At 71.8% G+C, this 16,958-nt stretch carries 18 protein-coding genes; 9 read left to right on the plus strand and 9 right to left on the minus strand.

Going from position 1 to position 16,958, the window contains the following annotated elements:
- Positions 1 to 14: 14 nt before the first annotated feature.
- Positions 15 to 704, minus strand: coding sequence for an LmeA family phospholipid-binding protein (locus C5508_RS04285; protein WP_104523719.1), 690 nt, complete (start codon positions 702 to 704; stop codon positions 15 to 17).
- On the minus strand, positions 701 to 1,525 hold the full coding sequence (locus tag C5508_RS04290; protein ID WP_104523720.1) for a hypothetical protein: 825 nt from the start codon (positions 1,523 to 1,525) through the stop codon (positions 701 to 703). Before C5508_RS04290 ends, C5508_RS04285 begins: the two co-directional genes overlap by 4 nt.
- A 226-nt stretch (positions 1,526 to 1,751) precedes the next feature.
- Between C5508_RS04290 and C5508_RS04295 the strand changes: the two genes are divergently transcribed.
- Together C5508_RS04295 and mshD are read left to right on the plus strand one after the other, a co-directional pair.
- Positions 1,752 to 2,510 (plus strand): winged helix-turn-helix domain-containing protein, encoded by a 759-nt coding sequence (locus tag C5508_RS04295; protein ID WP_104523721.1) that lies wholly within the window; start codon positions 1,752 to 1,754, stop codon positions 2,508 to 2,510.
- A gap of 7 nt (positions 2,511 to 2,517) precedes the next feature.
- On the plus strand, positions 2,518 to 3,480 hold the full coding sequence (mshD, locus tag C5508_RS04300) for a mycothiol synthase (RefSeq protein WP_104523722.1): 963 nt from the start codon (positions 2,518 to 2,520) through the stop codon (positions 3,478 to 3,480).
- Here the strand turns inward: mshD and C5508_RS04305 are convergent.
- The gene (locus C5508_RS04305; protein WP_104523723.1) at positions 3,416 to 3,775 is read right to left on the minus strand and encodes an ArsR/SmtB family transcription factor; all 360 of its coding nucleotides are present in this window, start codon (positions 3,773 to 3,775) and stop codon (positions 3,416 to 3,418) included. The two genes, mshD and C5508_RS04305, sit on opposite strands and share 65 nt — an antisense overlap.
- Positions 3,776 to 3,847: 72 nt before the next feature.
- Here C5508_RS04305 and C5508_RS04310 point away from each other — a divergent pair, with 72 nt between their 5' ends.
- On the plus strand, positions 3,848 to 5,308 hold the full coding sequence (locus tag C5508_RS04310) for an FAD-dependent oxidoreductase (RefSeq protein WP_104523724.1): 1,461 nt from the start codon (positions 3,848 to 3,850) through the stop codon (positions 5,306 to 5,308).
- Positions 5,309 to 5,483: 175 nt separating this feature from the next.
- On the opposite strand, the gene C5508_RS19445 is transcribed toward C5508_RS04310, so the two are convergent.
- From C5508_RS19445 to C5508_RS04335, 5 genes are all read right to left on the minus strand, one after another.
- Positions 5,484 to 5,696 (minus strand): hypothetical protein, encoded by a 213-nt coding sequence (locus tag C5508_RS19445; RefSeq protein ID WP_157943990.1) that lies wholly within the window; start codon positions 5,694 to 5,696, stop codon positions 5,484 to 5,486.
- Between the two features lie 45 nt (positions 5,697 to 5,741).
- A complete protein-coding gene (gene pstB, locus C5508_RS04320; protein ID WP_104523726.1) occupies positions 5,742 to 6,656 on the minus strand; it encodes a phosphate ABC transporter ATP-binding protein PstB in 915 nt (304 codons plus the stop codon).
- A gap of 40 nt (positions 6,657 to 6,696) precedes the next feature.
- Complete coding sequence (gene pstA, locus C5508_RS04325) at positions 6,697 to 7,593, minus strand: phosphate ABC transporter permease PstA (RefSeq protein ID WP_104523727.1); 897 nt, start codon at positions 7,591 to 7,593, stop codon at positions 6,697 to 6,699.
- The gene (gene pstC, locus C5508_RS04330; RefSeq protein ID WP_232796909.1) at positions 7,593 to 8,450 is read right to left on the minus strand and encodes a phosphate ABC transporter permease subunit PstC; all 858 of its coding nucleotides are present in this window, start codon (positions 8,448 to 8,450) and stop codon (positions 7,593 to 7,595) included. Before pstC (C5508_RS04330) ends, pstA (C5508_RS04325) begins: the two co-directional genes overlap by 1 nt.
- Before the next feature lie 167 nt (positions 8,451 to 8,617).
- Entirely contained in the window at positions 8,618 to 9,586 is a 969-nt protein-coding gene (locus C5508_RS04335) for a PstS family phosphate ABC transporter substrate-binding protein (RefSeq protein WP_104523729.1), read from the minus strand.
- Between the two features lie 277 nt (positions 9,587 to 9,863).
- Here C5508_RS04335 and C5508_RS04340 point away from each other — a divergent pair, with 277 nt between their 5' ends.
- From C5508_RS04340 to C5508_RS04365, 6 genes are all read left to right on the plus strand, one after another.
- Positions 9,864 to 10,580, plus strand: coding sequence for a response regulator transcription factor (locus C5508_RS04340; protein ID WP_104523730.1), 717 nt, complete (start codon positions 9,864 to 9,866; stop codon positions 10,578 to 10,580).
- Between the two features lie 183 nt (positions 10,581 to 10,763).
- A complete protein-coding gene (pstS, locus tag C5508_RS04345) occupies positions 10,764 to 11,846 on the plus strand; it encodes a phosphate ABC transporter substrate-binding protein PstS (protein WP_198597856.1) in 1,083 nt (360 codons plus the stop codon).
- A 56-nt stretch (positions 11,847 to 11,902) separates the two neighbouring features.
- The gene (gene pstC, locus C5508_RS04350; RefSeq protein WP_104523732.1) at positions 11,903 to 12,838 is read left to right on the plus strand and encodes a phosphate ABC transporter permease subunit PstC; all 936 of its coding nucleotides are present in this window, start codon (positions 11,903 to 11,905) and stop codon (positions 12,836 to 12,838) included.
- Entirely contained in the window at positions 12,835 to 13,920 is a 1,086-nt protein-coding gene (gene pstA, locus C5508_RS04355) for a phosphate ABC transporter permease PstA (RefSeq protein WP_232796910.1), read from the plus strand. The genes pstC (C5508_RS04350) and pstA (C5508_RS04355) overlap by 4 nt, the downstream gene beginning before the upstream one ends.
- A gap of 23 nt (positions 13,921 to 13,943) precedes the next feature.
- On the plus strand, positions 13,944 to 14,723 hold the full coding sequence (gene pstB / locus C5508_RS04360; protein WP_104523733.1) for a phosphate ABC transporter ATP-binding protein PstB: 780 nt from the start codon (positions 13,944 to 13,946) through the stop codon (positions 14,721 to 14,723).
- Positions 14,724 to 14,746: 23 nt separating this feature from the next.
- The gene (locus C5508_RS04365; protein WP_198597858.1) at positions 14,747 to 15,295 is read left to right on the plus strand and encodes a GNAT family N-acetyltransferase; all 549 of its coding nucleotides are present in this window, start codon (positions 14,747 to 14,749) and stop codon (positions 15,293 to 15,295) included.
- Here C5508_RS04365 and C5508_RS04370 read toward each other — a convergent pair.
- On the minus strand, positions 15,285 to 16,958 hold a 1,674-nt coding region (locus C5508_RS04370; RefSeq protein WP_104523739.1), incomplete at its 5' end, for an LCP family protein. The genes C5508_RS04365 and C5508_RS04370 overlap by 11 nt on opposite strands.

Raw genomic sequence — 16,958 nt, forward strand, 5'->3', positions numbered from 1 at the left:
CGGCGGCGGACGGACTATTCCGCCGAGAGGACGGCGTCGCGCGCCGTCACCCGCACGTCGACCCCCGTCGCGGCCGGGGTGACGTCGGTCAGCCGGAGACCGAAGGGCAGCTCGACCGGATAGCGCAGGTCCAGGAGCTCACGCGCGCGGTCCACCACGAACCCGGGCACGTCGACGCCGGCGCCGGAGACCTCGCGCACGTCCACGACGAGGGCGTCGCCGTCCAGGCGCACCGTCCCCGTCGCCGTCAGCGGCAGCCGGTAGCCGAGGACGTCGACGGTCCTGGTGATCCGCAGGCCCTCGCCCTCGGGGCGCAGGGTCGTGTTCCCGCCGAACTCCTGCGCCAGGACGTCGTAGGAGAGCGTGGCCGTGCCGTCGATGCGCTCGACCGGGACCGACCGCACCTCGCCGGCGAGCACGGCGGACAGCGGCAGCCGCACGCCGCGCAGGACGACGTCGGCCTCGGTGCCCGCGGGCCGGCCGAGTTCGGCGGCGGTGAGGGAGATCCGGACCTCGTCGTACCGGCCGGCGAGAGCCTGGGTGAGGAAGGGGAAACCCCGCACGTCCACGTCGGGCCGCCCCGCGAGACCGCCCTCGGCCGCCAGCTGCCGGGAGATCTGCCCCTCGGCGACGTCCACCGCCACGCGGTCGAGGAGCACCCCCAGCCCGACGAGGAGGACGAGCAGGACCGCGAGGACCTTCACAGCACCGTCAGCAGGCCGAGCGCGACAGGGGCGGCCGCGGCCAGCGGGAGGACGACCTGGACGACGGTGAGCACCCACGGGGAGGTCTCGCCCGCTCCCGGGTCGTCCCCGGCCTCGACGGCGACGTAGCTCGCGGCCAGTGCGACCAGAGCGACGACGCCCGCGACGGCCGCACCGACGAACAGCGAGCGGAACATCCCGAGGTCGGCGAGGCCGCGGGCGGCCCACGCCACCGCGGCCCCGGCAAGGACAGCCAGGACGGCGCCGACGAGCCCGCGCGGCACTCCTTCGGCAACGACCGGCCGGGGCAGCACCCGGTCGACGAGGTGACCGACGACCAGCGCCGCGCCGGCGGCCAGCGCGGTGACCACCAGGCGCCCCTCGTCGGAGCGGCCGAGCAGCAGCAGGGCGGCCAGGGCGGCCACCGCGGTCGTCAGCAGCGCCGCACCGGCCAGCGAGTCGACCAGGTGGTGCCTCGGCGACCGCAGCATCTGCTGGGCCACCGAGACCAGGAAGCCCACGGCGAGCACCCCGAGCAGCCCACCGAGCTCCGGTCGCTGCGGCAGCACCAGCACGAGATCGGCGGCCACGGCGGTCGCGGTGCCGACCACCAGCGAGGCGGTCGCCCCACGCATGCGGGCGACCATGACCCAGGAGAGCACCAGCGCCAGCTGGAGCACCAGCACCGCGGCCAGCGCACCGACCCCGTCGAGAACGGCGGGCAGGCCGGCCAGGACGGCGGTGACGAGCGCCGCCAGCCCGGCTGCGGGCAGGTGGTGCGCGCGGTCCGGCGTCGCAGGGAGGGCGGCGGTGGGACTCACGCCCCGATGGTCTCAGACGTCCGGCGTCCGGGGCGCCCGACGAGCGGAGCGGAGCGCCGGTTCCGGCGAGGTCCGGACCCCTGGCCCCTCCCCTCCCGCCGGGCGACGCGTCCGCCGTCGGCGCTCCCCTGCGGAGCCGTACATCCGCTATCCTGCCCTCTCACCTCGACAGCGTCGTCGTAGGTCCGGCCGGCGATCGCCGGCCCTGGACCCCAGAGGAGACGACATGCGACTCGTGCTCATGACCGCAGCCCGTCAGGCCACGACCGAGGTGCTGCCCGCCCTGGGCCTCCTGCCCCACCGGGTCCGCGTGGTCGCGCCCGAGCTGTCCAGCCTGCTCGACGGCGACGGGGTGGGCCACGGGGATGACGTGATCCTCGTCGACGCACGCCACGACCTCATCCAGGCGCGCACGCTCTGCGGCCTGCTGTCCTCCACCGGTGTCGCGGCCTCCCTCGTCGCCGTCCTCTCCGAAGGCGGCCTGGTCGCGCTCTCGGCCGACTGGGGCATCGACGACGTGCTCCTGGACACCGCCGGCCCGGCGGAGGTCGACGCCCGCCTGAAGTGGGCCGCGGCGCGCCGGCTGGCCGCGGCCACCCCCGCCGACGGCGCCGAGGGCGGCCTCACGCAGGCCGGGGAGCTGGTCATCGACGAGCACAGCTACTCGGCCAAGCTGCGCGGGCGCTCGCTCGACCTCACCTACAAGGAGTTCGAGCTCCTCAAGTACCTCGCGCAGCACCCGGGCCGCGTGTTCTCCCGCGCCCAGCTGCTGCAGGAGATCTGGGGCTACGACTACTTCGGTGGCACCCGGACCGTCGACGTCCACGTGCGCCGGCTGCGGGCCAAGCTCGGCACCGAGCACGAGGCGCTGATCGGGACCGTGCGCAACGTCGGGTACAAGCTCGACCGGCAGGTGGCCGACGCCACCGCCAGGGCCGCCGACGCCACCACCTCGACGGACAGGGCCGGCGCCGAGCTGGTCTGATGGCCGGGTGCGCCAGCCCTTCGACGTCGACGAGGTCCTCGAACTCCTGCGCGCCGCGGTCACCGCGGACGGCGTCAGGCCGGTCTCCGAGGAGGCCGAGCTGCGGCTGCAGCACCGGTCCCCCGGCGGCTCGGACCTCGTCGTCCGCACCGACGACGGCACCCTCGCCGGGTACGCCCGGTTCGACGACGGCGCCGCGGAACTGGTCGTGCACCCGGGGCTCCGGCGCCGGGGCCACGGGCGCGCACTGCTGGCGCAGCTCCTGGCGCTCGCCGGGGACAGCCCGCTGAGCATCTGGGCGCACGGCGACCTGCCCGGGTCCGCGGAGCTGCTCGCCCCGCACGGCTTCGAGCGCGCCCGGGTGCTGCTGCAGATGCGGCGCGACCTGGCCGGCGTCGACGCCGATCCCCGCCCCGAGCTGCCGGCCGGCGTGCAGGTGCTGCCGTTCGTGCCCGGCCGCGACGAGGAGGCCTGGCTGCGGGTCAACGCGCGCGCCTTCTCCTGGCACCCCGAGCAGGGCCGGATGACCCGGGCCGATCTCGAGCTGCGCGAGGCCGAGCCGTGGTTCGACCCGGCAGGCTTCCTGCTGGCCTGGCGCGGCGACCCGGCGACCGGCGGCGAGCTGCTCGGCTCGCACTGGACCAAGGTGCACCCCGCGGGCGACGCCGGGCCCGAGCCGGTCGGTGAGATCTACGTGCTGGGCGTCGACCCCGCCGCGCAAGGGCTGCGGCTGGGCCGCGCGCTCACCGACCTGGGCCTGGCCCACCTCCGCGGCCTTGGGCTGCACGAGGTGCTCCTGTACGTCGAGGAGGACAACACGGCCGCCGTGCGGCTGTACGAGGGGCGCGGCTTCACCCGCCACGCCGTCGACGTCGCCTGGCGCCGGGACCCCGCCGGCTGGCCGCTCACTCCCGGCAGCAGGCGTCGGCCCCCTCGGGGGTCATCGCGGCGAGCGTGGCCAGGAGCTTGACAGGGCCGGCGAGGGCCTCGCAGCAGAGCGAGTAGACGTTGCTCCGCCCCCTGGGCGTGATCGCCACCAGGCCGTGCTCGCGAAGTGGCGCCAGGTGGTGGCTGACCAGCGTCTGGCTCATGCCGGACGCCTCGGTGAGCTCCCGGACGGTGTGCGGCCGGTCGGCGAGCAGCAGCAGGAGGTGCAGGCGGTTGGCATCCCCCATGGCCTTGAGCTGCGGCGCCAGCAGCTGCGCGCGTTCGGCGGCCCCGCCGATGCCCACCGGCTCCAGCCGCACGTCCAGACCTCGTCGCATGCCCGAACTATGTCACACGGTCGTTGCTATCAACAGTGGCCGCTGTTAGGTTGTCTGCATTGATGGTCGTCGATGTCTGAGGAGCTGGTCGGAGTGGGAGCGTCACTGCCCGTGCAGGAGCTGCCGGTCGTCGTGATCGGCGCCGGGCCGGTGGGCCTGGCGGCGGCGGCGCACCTGCTCGAGCGAGGGCTGGAGCCGCTCGTCCTGGAAGCCGGCGACGTAGTCGCGGCCGCGGTCCGCGACTGGGGCCACGTCCGCCTGTTCTCGCCCTGGGGGTACGACGTCGACGCCGCCGCGCTTCGGCTGCTGGAACCGGCCGGCTGGGAATCGCCCGACCGGGACGCGCTGCCCTCCGGGGCGGAGCTCGTCGACTCCTACCTCGCACCCCTCGCCGCGACCCCCGAGCTCGCACCGCGGATCCGCACCGGCACGCGGGTCCTCGCGGTGACCCGGGAGGGCGTAGACAAGACACGGACCGTCGGACGCGAAGGGCGGCCGTACGTCGTCCGGACGGTGCGCGACGGTGAGGTCACCGACCTGCGGGCCGGCGCGGTCATCGACGCGTCGGGCACCTGGGGCTCCGCCAACCCGCTCGGCGCGGCCGGGCTGCGCGCACCCGGGGAGGACCTGGCCGGCCCCTGGCTCGTCGGCCCGCTGCCCGACGTACTGGGCCGCGAGCGCAAGCGGTTCGCCGGACGGCACACGCTCGTCGCCGGCATGGGGCACTCGGCGGCCAACACGCTGCTCGCCCTGGCCCAGCTGCGCGAGGAGGAGCCCGGAACCGACATCACCTGGGTCATCCGCGGCCGCTCCCCCGCCCGGCTCTACGGCAGCGGCGACGCCGACGGGCTGCCCGCCCGTGGGCTGCTGGGGTCGACCCTGAAGGCCGCCGTGGCCTCCGGCGCCATCCGGCTGATCCGTGAGTTCACCCTCACCGCGCTGGAGCCCGCGGACGACGCGGACGGCCCCGTGGTGGTCACCGGCACCGCCCGGGACGGCGAGGAGGTGCGCCTCGAGGTGGACGCGATCGCTGCGGCCACCGGCTTCCGGCCCGACCTGGAGATGCTCCGCGAGGTGCGCCTGGACCTCGATCCGGGGGTGGAGGCGCCGGCCCGGCTGGCGCCGCTGATCGACCCGAACTTCCACTCCTGCGGCACCGTGCCCCCACACGGCGAGCAGCTGCTGTCGCACCCCGACGAGAACCTCTACATCGTCGGCATGAAGTCCTACGGCCGGGCCCCCACGTTCCTGCTGGCGACGGGGTACGAGCAGGTCCGCTCCATCGCCGCCGCCCTCGCCGGTGACACCGCCTCTGCCGAGCGGGTGGAGCTGAACCTCCCGCAGACCGGCGTCTGCTCGACCGACCTCGGCGACCGCGAGGCGGCCGAGACCGCGGATTCCGACTGCGGGCCCGCACCCGTCGGATTCCCGACCGGCTCGGAGCACGGCCACTCGGCGGAAGCGGCCGCCACGAGTTGCTGCGCTCCGGCGCCGCCGGCAGTCACCGCCGGTGCACCGTCCCGCGGCGCGTGACTGCCGCCCCGGCGACGAACCACTGCCGGGGCGGGCTCGGGCTCCACCTGCGGGCCCTCGTCGGGCCAGGACCGCGGACTCCTCTGCTCGCTGTCCTGTCCACTGTCGGCATCACCGCCGGGCCGAGGTGGCCGGCCGCGTCGCCTCGATAGGCGACGCCGGGTCGAGAACGGGGTCAGTCCGGCCCGATGCTCGGATCCGGCGCTTCCTGAGGCATGAGGCTGCCACGCTTCTCGTCGCTCACAGCACCCAGGCCGCCGGCCGCAGCGGCGCCGTCGAGTGCACCTACCGATCCAGGATCCCCGCCCTCGGCAGCGTTCCGGGCGACCCGCTCGCGGGGCCCCTCGTTGCTGCTCTCGTCCGCGGGGCGGTCGTCACGTTCGCTCATCGCTCCTCCGCCGCGTTGCCCTCGCACCTGCCGTAGCGCATCGGATCAGCCGAAGCGGCCGGAGATGTAGTCCTCGGTCCGCTTGTCCGCCGGGTTGCTGAAGATCTTGGTGGTGAGGTCGAACTCCACGAGCTGTCCGGTCCGGTCGCCCGTGCCCTCCGCCGCCTGCGCGGTGAAGAATGCGGTGCGGTCGGCCACCCGCGCGGCCTGCTGCATGTTGTGCGTCACGATGATGATCGTGAAGTCCTTGCGCAGGTCCTCCATGAGGTCCTCGATGCGCGCGGTCGCAATCGGGTCCAGGGCCGAGCACGGTTCGTCCATCAGGATCACCTCGGGCCGAACCGCGATCGTCCGGGCGATGCAGAGGCGCTGCTGCTGCCCCCCGGACAGCCCGTAGGCGGACTGCTTGAGCTTGTCCTTGACCTCGTCCCACAGGGCAGCCCCCCGGAGTGCCTGCTCGACCAGGTCATCCATGGACTCGACCTTCATGCCCGTCACCCGTGGGCCGTAGGCGATGTTGTCGTAGATGGACTTCGGGAACGGGTTGGGCTTCTGGAACACCATGCCGATCCGGCGACGGACCTCGATCGGATCGACGTCCGAGCCGTACATGTCCTGGCCGCGGTAGGAGATGCGGCCGGCGACCCGGGCCCCCGGGATCAGGTCGTTCATCCGGTTGAGGCAGCGGAGCACCGTCGACTTGCCGCAGCCCGACGGACCGATCATCGCGGTGATCTCGTTCTGGCCGTAGACCATGGAGACGTCGTGCACGGCGCGGAAGCCGCCGTAGTAGATGTCCACGCCTTCGCACTCGATAACCGGGATCGGCATGTCGGGCAGGTAGCGGGAGTTGTCGTCCTGCGCGACGACGCGCGGACGGGCGCCGTTGTCGGCGAGCGCGCCACCCCCGCCAGCCGGCGTTCTGGTCGTCGGGGCGGTGGTGGTCTCGGTGCTGGTCATGGTCCGTCCAGTCAGTGGGTTCGGAGGGGAAAGCGTCAGGTCACCAGCGCCGCTGGTACCGGTTACGGATGACGATCGCGACAGCGTTCATGAGCAGCAGCATCCCCAGCAGCACGATGATCGCGGCCGCGGCGAGCTCGCGGAACTCGACCTGCGGCTGGCCGGCCCAGTTGAAGATCTGAACAGGCATCGTCGTGAATCCCGACATGAGACCGTCGGGGTCGAACCGGACGAACACCACCGCGCCGAGCAGGAGCAGCGGCGCGGCCTCACCGAGGGCCCGAGAAAGCGCCAGGATCGTCCCGGTCGCGACGCCGGGGACCGCCGAAGGCAGGCTCTGCTTCCAGACCGTCTTGAGCCGAGTCGCCCCGAGGGCCAGCGAACCTTGGCGGATCTCGGCCGGGACAGCCCGCAGTGCCTCACGGGTCGTGATGATGATGACCGGCAGGATGAGCAGCGCCAGCGCGATGCCACCGGCAAGGACGACTCCCCGGCGCAGCCCGATCGTGAGGGCCAACCCAGCGGTCAGCATGCCGTAGACGATGGCCGGCACGGCCGCCAGGTTCTGCAGGTTGACCTCGACGAGTCGGTTGTACCAACGGGTGGGATCGGCGAACTCCTCGAGGTAGACGGCTGCGGCGATGCCCAGCGGGATCGCAAGGACGGCAGTCAGGCCGATGACCCAGAGGGTGCCCCAGATCGCCGCGCGGGCGCCCCCGGTCTCCGGACGGACCTGGGAGGAGTACTGGGTGAACAAGTTGCTGTCCAGCCGCTGGACCCCGTCGACGAACGAAGTGACGAGCAGAGTCACCAGGCACAGCACCGCGAACGCCAGGGCCAACCAGAGGGCCACCAGGAAGGCGATCGAGGCGAAGCTTCGCTCACCGTGCCGCTCCGCCCGGAGCGGCCGGGTGGCGATCTGGCCGATGGTCGCCATCAGTAGGCCTCTCGGAACTTCCGCACCAGCCGGATGCTGATCAGGTTGATCACGAAGGTGATCACGAACAGGAGGAGCCCGACGGCGAACAGCGTGTTGTAGCTGAGCGTCCCGGGGGTGCTCTCCCCGGTCGCCGTCTGCGCGATGAAGCCGGTCATCGTCTGGCCGAACTCTGTGGGGCTACCCACCATGCGAGCCTGCGTGCCGGCGGCCAGCGCCACGATCATGGTCTCGCCCACCGCCCGAGAGAGCGCGAGGACGATCGACGCCGCGATGCCCGAGATGGCGGCCGGGAAGACGACGCGCAGCGTGGTGCGCATCTTGTTGGCTCCCAATGCGAGCGAGCCCTGCCGTAGGGAGTCCGGCACGGCCGACATGGCGTCCTCGGAGAGCGAGGCCACCGTCGGGATGATCATGATTCCCAGGACGATGCCGGCGGACAGCACGCTGAAGGTGCCGACGTCGAGCCCCAACAGGTCGTTGAGCACGAACGGTGCCACGAAGGTGAGCGCGAAGAACCCGTAGACGACCGACGGGACGCCGGCGAGCACCTCGAGCACCGGCTTGAGCACCTTCCGGACCCGCCAGGGCGCGTACTCGGCGAGATAGACGGCTGCGCCGAGGCCGAACGGGATGGCGACGAGGAGGCCGATGACGGTCGTCCACGCAGTGCCCGTGATCAGCGGGAGCACGCCGTAGGACTCCTGGCCGGTGAACCGTGGGGTCCACCTCGTGCCGAAGAGGAACTCCGTGAGGCTGACCTCCCTGAAGAACGACAAGGCCGGAAGCAGGAGGGCGAGGACGATCCCCACGGTGACCGCGACCGAGAGGAGGGAGGCCCCCGCCAGGGCGACCATGACCGCCCGCTCCCCGTAACGCGGCGATTGCCGCGTCAGCGGACGCCGGCGGTCATCCGCCCCGCGCCCGGGGGGGGCCCCCGTTGCCGGGGACCCCCCTGTCGCCGTGATGCTGCTCACGACTCTCCTTGCCTCGTCGTTCCTGTGACCGAACCCGTTCCCGGGACTCAGGCGATCGAGCCGATCGCGGACTCCAGCTCTGCACGCTGCTCGTCGTTCAGGGGGATGTACTGGGCGGCCTCGGCGATCTCGGCGTCGCTCTGGGCGTAGAAGTCCACGAACGCCGCCACGGCCGGCTTCTCGCTGTAGGACGCGTTGTTCACGTAGATGAACAGCGGCCGGCCCAGCGGGGTGTATGTGCCGTCCTGCACGGTCTCCGCGCTCGGGGCGACGCAGCCGTCACCACTGTCGATCTCGATCGCCTTCAGCGACTGGGCGTTCTCCTCGTAGTAAGTGAATCCGAAGTACGCCAGCGCGTTCGACGAGCCGGAAACACCCTGGACGATGACGTTGTCGTCCTCAGAGGCGTTGTAGTCGGTACGGCTGACACCCTCCTCACCGTTGATCTCGTCGGTGAAGTAGTCGAACGTGCCGGAGTCCGTACCCGGCCCGTACAGCTCGATCGGCTCGGCCGGGAACGACGGGTCGACCTGGTCCCACGTCGTGATGGTGCCCTCGGCCTCAGGTCCCCACAGAGTGGCCAGCTGCTCGGTGCTGAGGCAGGTGATGAAGTCGTTCTCCGCGGAGGTGACGACGGTGAGCGCGTCGCGCGCGACCGTCAGCTCCGTGTACTCCACGCCGTTCTCCTCGCACGCGGCGATCTCTTCGTCCTTGATGGGCCGCGAGGCGTTGGAGATGTCCGTGTTGCCCTGGCAGAACACCTCGAAGCCACCGCCGGTACCGGACGTGGCGACCGAGACGTTGACGCCGGGCTCCTCCTCGGCGAAGAACTCCGCCGCTGCCGACGTCAGTGGCGCGACGGTCGAGGAGCCGTCGGAGAGCACGTCGCCGGACATGGCGGAGTCGCCGCCGCCGGCCTGCTCTTCGTTGGAGCCGCCGCAAGCGCTCAGGGCAAGGGCGAGGGAGAGCACGGCGGCCGCGGGCGCGGAACGGCGGCGCAGGGTGCTGGTCGTCAACGGTTGAGCCTCTCTGTCTCCACCTGGCCGATCGCCAGGCAGCGGGACGGACGGCTCGAAAGCTAGGGATGGACAGTGAACCGGCACACCGCGTCAGGTGAACGAACGGCGAACGTTGGCGACATGGCCGGCGACCTGGGCATTCATGGGTGAGCTGTGCAACACCGTCGCCCGCCGACGCCAGGTCACTCGTCACCGATGATCCGGTGGTTGTTCAGCACCGGTCCACGTCGATGCCCCCCGCCCCTCACCGGCTGCGACTTTGCTGCCGAGCACCATGAACAGCCTCCGGTCGACGGCGATCGCCGAATCGAGATCCGCGACGTGCACCCGCGTGCTGGTCATCGACCCGGATGGGACCGCGGGTCGGCTGCTCGACGCTCACGCCGATCGCTTCGACGTCCACACCTGCACCTCCGCCGCCGAAGGGCTGCTACTGACGGGCACCACCCGGCCCGACGTCATCGTGCTGCGCGCCGATCTGACCGACTTGCCGGTGCCGACCGTCGTGGACCTGCTGGTGCGGGGCCACGTGCCGGTGATCGTGGCCGTCGACCACGAGCACGCCGCACTCGCCGGCGCCGCTCTCGACGCCGGCGCGATGGCTTTTGTCGCCTACCCCTACCGGCCGGCACAGCTCATGGCTCTGATCGCGGCCGTCCGCCCCGCGCCGGAGCCGGACGACGAGGTTCTCCGGTGCGGACCGCTGGAGCTGTCTACCCACGCCCGGACCGTCCGTCTGCGCGGCACGCTGGTGGCGCTACCGCGGCAGGAGTTCGCGCTCCTGCAGTTCCTCATGACGAACGAGGGCCGGGTGGTCAGCCAGGCGCGACTGTGGGAGGCGGTGTGGGGCGGGACCACACCGTCGGCGTCCAACACCGTCTCGGTACACGTCCGCCGGCTGCGCCGCCGGCTGGGCGAGGACCCCCGCCGACCCCGGATCATCACCACCGTCGGCCGGTCCGGCTACCTGTTGCAGGGCGTCCCCGAGTGACGTGATCCCGGCCATCGGGGCACGTCTTCATCCTGGTCAGCGACCTGACCGTGCCGCCGTTCACCGTTTGTTCACCGTTCGACCGGGATCCGTCCACCTGGACCGCCTACCGTCCCCGCTGGTTCATCGGACCAGTCATCAATCGTTCATCGACGGAAGGCGTGCGAAGTGCGGTCTGCTCGCGTGCGCGCACGCCTGCTCGTGCCCGGTCTGCTCGTCGTCCCGCTCGCGCTCGGGGGGTGCGCCGCCGTCAACGAGCGGAACCTGGCGACCGGCGCGGGTGAGCAGTACAGCGGGACCCTCGTGGGCGCCGGGTCCAGTGCCCAGCAGGCCGCGATGCAAGGCTGGACCGCGGGCTACGCCAGCCTGCAGCCCGAGGTGACGGTCAACTACGACCCGGTCGGGTCCGGCGGCGGCCGGGAACAGTTCCTCGCCGGCGGCACCGACTTCGCCGGCTCCGACGCGTTCCTCGACGAGGAGGAGCTCGAGCAGGCCGAGCGGCGGTGCGGCCCGGAGGGCATCTTCGAGCTACCGAACTACATCGCGCCGATCGCCGTCGTCTACAACGTCGCAGGGCTCGACGAGCTGAACCTCTCCCCGGGCACCCTGGCGCGGATCTTCGACCAGCAGATCACCCGCTGGGACGACCCGGCGATCGCCGCGGACAACCCCGACGTCCGCCTGCCCGACCTCGCGATCACGCCGGTCAACCGCAGCGACGAGTCGGGGACGACCGAGAACTTCGTCGACTACCTCTTCCAGGCGGCCGGCGAGGTGTGGCCGCACGAGGTGGACGGCAACTGGCCGGTGCCCGGCGGCGAGGCGGCCCAGGGGAATTCCGGCGTGGTCGCCGCGGTCGGCGCCGGAAACGGCACCATCGGCTACGCCGACCTGAGCCAGGCGGGCGATCTGGGCGTCGCGCGAGTCCGGGTGGGCGACGAGTACGTCGCGCCCACCGCCGAGGCGGCCGCGGCCGTCGTCGAGAACTCCGAGCTGATCGAGGGCCGCGGTGAGCAGGACTTCGCCATCGAGGTCAACCGGGACACCTCGGGGTCAGGCGAGTACCCGATCGTGCTCATCAGCTACCACATCGGCTGCCTCTCCTACGACGACCCGCAGACGGCCGAGCTGCTGCGGGCTTTCATGACCTACGTCCTCAGCGAGGAGGGACAGGAGGCGGCGGCCCTGGTGGCCGGCTCCGCGCCTATCTCCGACGGCCTGCGAGACCAGGCACTGGCGGCGATCGACGCCGTCCGGGCCTCCTGACACGGGAGGATCTGCACCACGATGCGACCACCGACGACCACCGGGGCAGACCAGCGGTGACGAGCACCTCCAGCTCCCGCCCCGTCCTCCGGCGCGGAGACCGGGTCTTCGCCGGGACGGCGAAGGGCGCCGGCATCCTGATCATGTTGATCCTGGCCGGAGTCACCGTCTTCCTCGTCGTCGAGGCGGCCCCGGCGCTCACCGCCCCCGCCGAGGACATCCCCGGTGGCGACGGGCTGGCGTCCTACATCGCGCCGCTGCTCTTCGGCACCCTGCTGGCGGCGGTCATCGCGCTGGCGCTGGCCACCCCGCTGGCGGTCGCCATCGCCCTGTTCATCACCCAGTACGCGCCGCGCCGGCTGGCTCAGGGCCTGGGGTACGTCGTCGACCTGCTGGCTGCCATCCCGAGCATCGTCTACGGCTTCTGGGGCGTGTTCTGGCTGGCCCCGAAGATGGTGCCCTTCTACCGCTGGCTCGAGGACAACCTCGGATTCATCCCGCTCTTCGCCGGCCCCACGTCGGCCACCGGCCGGACCATGCTCACCGCCGGGCTCGTGCTGGCCATCATGATCCTGCCGATCATCAGCGCGATCGCCCGTGAGGTGTTCCGGCAGACGCCGACGTTGCACCGCGAGGCCGCGCTGGCGCTGGGCGCGACCCGGTGGGAGATGATCCGGATGGCCGTCCTTCCCTACGGCAGCTCCGGCGTGATCGGCGGCGCGATGCTCGGCCTGGGTCGCGCGCTCGGCGAGACCATGGCGATCGCGCTCGTGCTGTCGGTCTCCGGTGGCATCACCTTCAACCTGATCAGCAGCGGCAACCCCTCCACGATCGCCGCGAACGTCGCGCTGCAGTTCCCCGAGTCCAGCGGCATCGACGTCAACACGCTCATCGCCAGCGGCCTGGTGCTGTTCGTCATCACCTTCGCGGTGAACATGGGTGCTCGGGCCATCGTCAACCGCCGCGCGGAGTTCTCCGGAGCCGGCTCGTGACCGCCGTCGTTCCCACCCGGTCACCGACCGGCAGCAGGCCGTCCGGGCGCGGCTCCACCCGCCGATTCCGCCGGCTGTCGCGGTCGGGGATGGCGGGCTGCTTCGCCGCGGCCCTGCTCGTCATGGTCGTGCTCGACCAGTGGCTCGGGCTGAACGTCGCCCTCTACGTGGCGGGCACGGTCGCGGTGGGAACGGCGCTGGTCTACGGCGTCTCCCGGTCGCTCGAGGGACCGCGGACGGCGAAGGACCGGCTGGTGACCTGCCTGGTCTACAGCGCCTTCGGCCTGGCCATGGTGCCTCTCCTGAGCCTGGCCTACGAGGTGATCCGCCGGGGAGTCGAACGGCTGGACGGCCAGTTCTTCACCTGGTCGCTGCTGGGGGTGCTGGGCGAGGGCGGCGGCGCCTACCACGCGATCATGGGCACGCTGGTCATCACCGCCCTGACCACGCTGATCTCGGTGCCGATCGGACTGATGACCGCCGTCTACCTCGTCGAGTACGGCAGCGGACGGCTGAAGAAGGCGATCACCTTCCTGGTCGACGTCATGACCGGCATCCCCTCGATCGTGGCCGGCCTGTTCGCCTACGCGCTGTTCGTCATCTTCTTCGGCCCCGGCGTCCGACTGGGCATCGCCGGCGCCGTGGCGCTGTCGGTGTTGATGATCCCGGTCGTCGTGCGCTCGGCCGAGGAGGTGCTCAAGCTGGTCCCCAACGATCTGCGCGAGGCCTCCTACGCGCTCGGCGTCCCCAAGTGGCGCACCATCCTCAAGGTCGTCATCCCCACCGCGATCGCCGGCCTGGCCACGGGCGTGACCCTGGCCATCGCCCGCGTGATCGGTGAGACCGCCCCGCTGCTGGTGACCGTCGGCATCGCCAACGCCACGAACTTCGACCCGTTCGACGGCCGGATGGCGACCCTGCCGGTCTACGCCTTCTACCAGCTGACCCAACCCGGCGTACCGCCGGAGTTCGCCATCGACCGCGCCTGGACCGCAGCGCTGATCCTCATCGCCCTCGTCATGGGCCTGAACGTCATCGCCCGGCTGATCAGCCGCTTGTTCGCCCCCAAGCCCGGTCGCTGACCGGGGAACCAGGAGAAACTGTCGTGGCCAAGCGCATCGACGTCTCGGACCTGAACGTCTACTACGGCAGCTTCCTCGCCGTGGAGGGCGTCACCGTCTCCATCGAGCCCCGCAGCGTCACCGCGCTGATCGGTCCCTCGGGCTGCGGAAAGTCGACCTTCCTGCGCTCGATCAACCGGATGCACGAAGTCCTCCCCGGCGCCCGCGTCGAGGGCAAGATCGTCATGGACGGCCAGGACCTCTACGGCCCCGACAGCGACCCGGTCGACGTCCGGCGGCAGATCGGCATGGTCTTCCAGCGGCCCAATCCCTTCCCGACCATGTCCATCTACGACAACGTCGCCGCCGGCCTGCGCCTGAACAACAAGAAGATGAAGAAGGGCGACCTCGACGACCTCGTCGAGCGCTCGTTGCGTGGCGCCAACCTCTGGAACGAGGTCAAGGACCGGCTCGGCCGGCCCGGATCGAGCCTCTCCGGCGGCCAGCAGCAGCGGCTGTGCATCGCCCGGGCCATCGCCGTCGAGCCGGACGTGTTGCTCATGGACGAGCCCGCATCTGCACTGGACCCCATTTCGACGCTGGCGATCGAGGACCTGATGACCGAGCTCAAGGAGCGGTTCACGATCGTCATCGTCACCCACAACATGCAGCAGGCGGCGCGGGTGAGCGAGTCCACCGGCTTCTTCAACCTCTCCGGCGTCGGCCAGCCGGGCCGGCTGATCGAGTTCAACCCGACCGAGAAGATCTTCAGCAACCCCGACGAGAAGGCGACCGAGGACTACATCTCCGGCCGCTTCGGCTGAGCCCCGGCTGCGAGGATGCCGGGATGCTGCCCCCACCCCGGCTCGTGACCCTCGACGACGCACCCGCCATCGCCGCGCTCCTCCGGGAGAACCGAGAGTTCCTGGCGCCCTACGAGCCGCGCCGCCCGGAGTCCTACTTCACCGACGTCGGGCAGCGGACGGAGCTCGCGGAGGTGCTGGCCGGGCACTCGGCGGGCACGACGGTGCCCTACGTCGTGCTCGCCCCGACCGGTGAGGTGGCCGGCCGTATCACGCTGGGCGGGATCGTGCGGGGAGCGCTGCTGTCCGGCGTCCTGGGCTACTGGGTGGCCCGGCGGTACACCCGCCAGGGACTGGCCTCCGCGGCCGTCGCGCACGTGGTCCGCACCGCCTTCGACGAGCTGGGCCTGCACCGGCTCGAGGCCGGGACCCTGGTTGACAACGTCGCCTCGCAGGCGGTGCTGGCCCGCAACGGATTCGAGCGCTACGGCTTGGCGCCGCGCTACCTGCGGATCGCAGGTCGCTGGCAGGACCACGTGCTGTTCCAGGTCCTCAACCCGCGCCTGGAGGACCCGGCTCCCGTCAGCAGCTGACCGGCTCGGCTGCGGGCTCGGGATCGACCGGCGCGGGGGCCGGCGCGGGCTCGGCGGCGACCGGTGCGCCGACCTGCACCGGGACGACCGTCGAGTAACCGGGACCGATCACCAGCTGCACGGCGCCCCCGACCGCGTCGCTGGGCCGCAGCACCGAGTTCGGCACGGCGGCGGCGAGCGTGCGCGCCTTCTCCTCCGCCCCCGGACCGAAGCGGACGACGGTCTCGTTGACCGTGCCCTCCTCGTTGCCGACGGTGCCCACGCCGAAGCCCTGCGCCCGGAGCGCGCTCGCGACGGTGCCGGCCAGGCCCGTCGTGCCGGTGCCGTTCAGGACGTCGACGGTGATCTCCCCGGGGGACGCGGTCAGGGGCGCGGGGCCGGCCGGCTCCTCGGGTGCGGGCTGCGCGGCCTCGGCCGCCTGCGACGCGGCGGTCTGGGCGGCGCGCTGCGCCTCGAGGACCTCGGCGGGCAGCCGGGTGCCGTCGATGACCGCGTCGAACAGCGCGCGGGTGGCCGGCCCGTCCAGCACGACGTAGGCCTCGTCGTTGCCGGCCGGCACGTAGCCCACCTGCGCGACGGGCAGCCCCGCTCGCTGGACCGCGTCGCCGGACAGGTCGCCCAGCGAGCCGGCCAGGATGCGCAGGTCACCGAGCGTCGTCTGCTCGTCTACGGTCAGGCTGTCCGACGCCCGGTTGAGGAACGTGGCGAGGCCGACCGGGTCAAGCAGGGTGTCGACCGACATCGCTCCCCGCAGGGTCGAGGTGAGCAGCCGCTGCGCGCGCTCGGCGACGGCGGCGCCCGTGACGTCGGTCCCCCTGTCCCCCGGGGCGAGGAAACCCGCGGCAGCGGAGCCGGTCAGCTGGGAGGGCCCCGCGGGCGGCGGCTCCGCGGCCGCGGCGGTCGCCTCGGAGGGGATGACGCACACCGGTATGCCGCCCAGCGCGTCGACCATCGTCGGCAGACCCGCGAGGTCGACACCCAGGTAGTGGTCGATCCGCAGGCCGGAGAGCTGCTGCACCGCGCGCACCATGCACGCCGGTCCGCCGTCGAGAAGGGAGCTGGCGAAGGCCTCGGTCACCGGGTTGCGCAGGTCGCCGTCGGGCGTGCGGCACATCGGGGTGTCGACCATCGCGGTGGGCGGCACGCTGACCAGGACGGCCCGCTCGCCGTCGCCGGAGACCGAGGCCACCAGGGTTGCCACCGACGCGGCGCCACTCTGGCCGGGGACGCCGGTCCCCACCACGAGGTAGGTCTCGGCGGCGTCCTGGAGCTCGGGGGCCAGCACCTCGGGGCCGTCGGTTGCCAGCGCGTCGACGCGGTCGATGCGCTGGTCGACGTAGAAGTAGAGGGCCAGGTGGTAGAGCACCACGATCCCCAGGACCGCGGCGAGCGCGGTCGCCACCCGGACCGCCCGCCGGCGTCCGGGGCTGCGCGGCCGGCGCTCCGCCGCACGACGCGGACGTCCCGGGGCCGCGGCCGGGGGGGCGGCGAGGCCTGGCTCTTTAAAAACGTAGAAGCTGCCGACGACGAGGAAAGTGTCGAACTGGGTGGTCGCGTGAGCCTTTACAACAAAATAAACAATCGACAAGTAACAAACAAAAACCGAAGGTATAGGAACACATGAAATATACAATATAAGACGTAAAGGATAATCTCTAATGCA

It is taken from the genome of Blastococcus atacamensis (assembly GCF_002938425.1).
GTDB classification, from domain to species: Bacteria; Actinomycetota; Actinomycetes; order Mycobacteriales; family Geodermatophilaceae; genus Blastococcus; species Blastococcus atacamensis.

Bases quoted from the DNA above. Each gene is read 5' to 3' on its own strand.
- C5508_RS04310 (WP_104523724.1), top strand. From the start codon at position 3,848: ATGTCTGAGGAGCTGGTCGGAGTGGGAGCGTCACTGCCCGTGCAGGAG.
- pstA (WP_104523727.1), bottom strand. From the start codon at position 7,593: ATGGCGACCATCGGCCAGATCGCCACCCGGCCGCTCCGGGCGGAGCGG.
- C5508_RS19445 (WP_157943990.1), bottom strand. From the start codon at position 5,696: ATGAGCGAACGTGACGACCGCCCCGCGGACGAGAGCAGCAACGAGGGG.
- C5508_RS04295 (WP_104523721.1), top strand. From the start codon at position 1,752: ATGCGACTCGTGCTCATGACCGCAGCCCGTCAGGCCACGACCGAGGTG.
- C5508_RS04305 (WP_104523723.1), bottom strand. From the start codon at position 3,775: ATGCGACGAGGTCTGGACGTGCGGCTGGAGCCGGTGGGCATCGGCGGG.
- C5508_RS04365 (WP_198597858.1), top strand. From the start codon at position 14,747: ATGCTGCCCCCACCCCGGCTCGTGACCCTCGACGACGCACCCGCCATC.
- C5508_RS04340 (WP_104523730.1), top strand. From the start codon at position 9,864: ATGAACAGCCTCCGGTCGACGGCGATCGCCGAATCGAGATCCGCGACG.
- pstB (WP_104523726.1), bottom strand. From the start codon at position 6,656: ATGACCAGCACCGAGACCACCACCGCCCCGACGACCAGAACGCCGGCT.
- pstC (WP_232796909.1), bottom strand. From the start codon at position 8,450: ATGGTCGCCCTGGCGGGGGCCTCCCTCCTCTCGGTCGCGGTCACCGTG.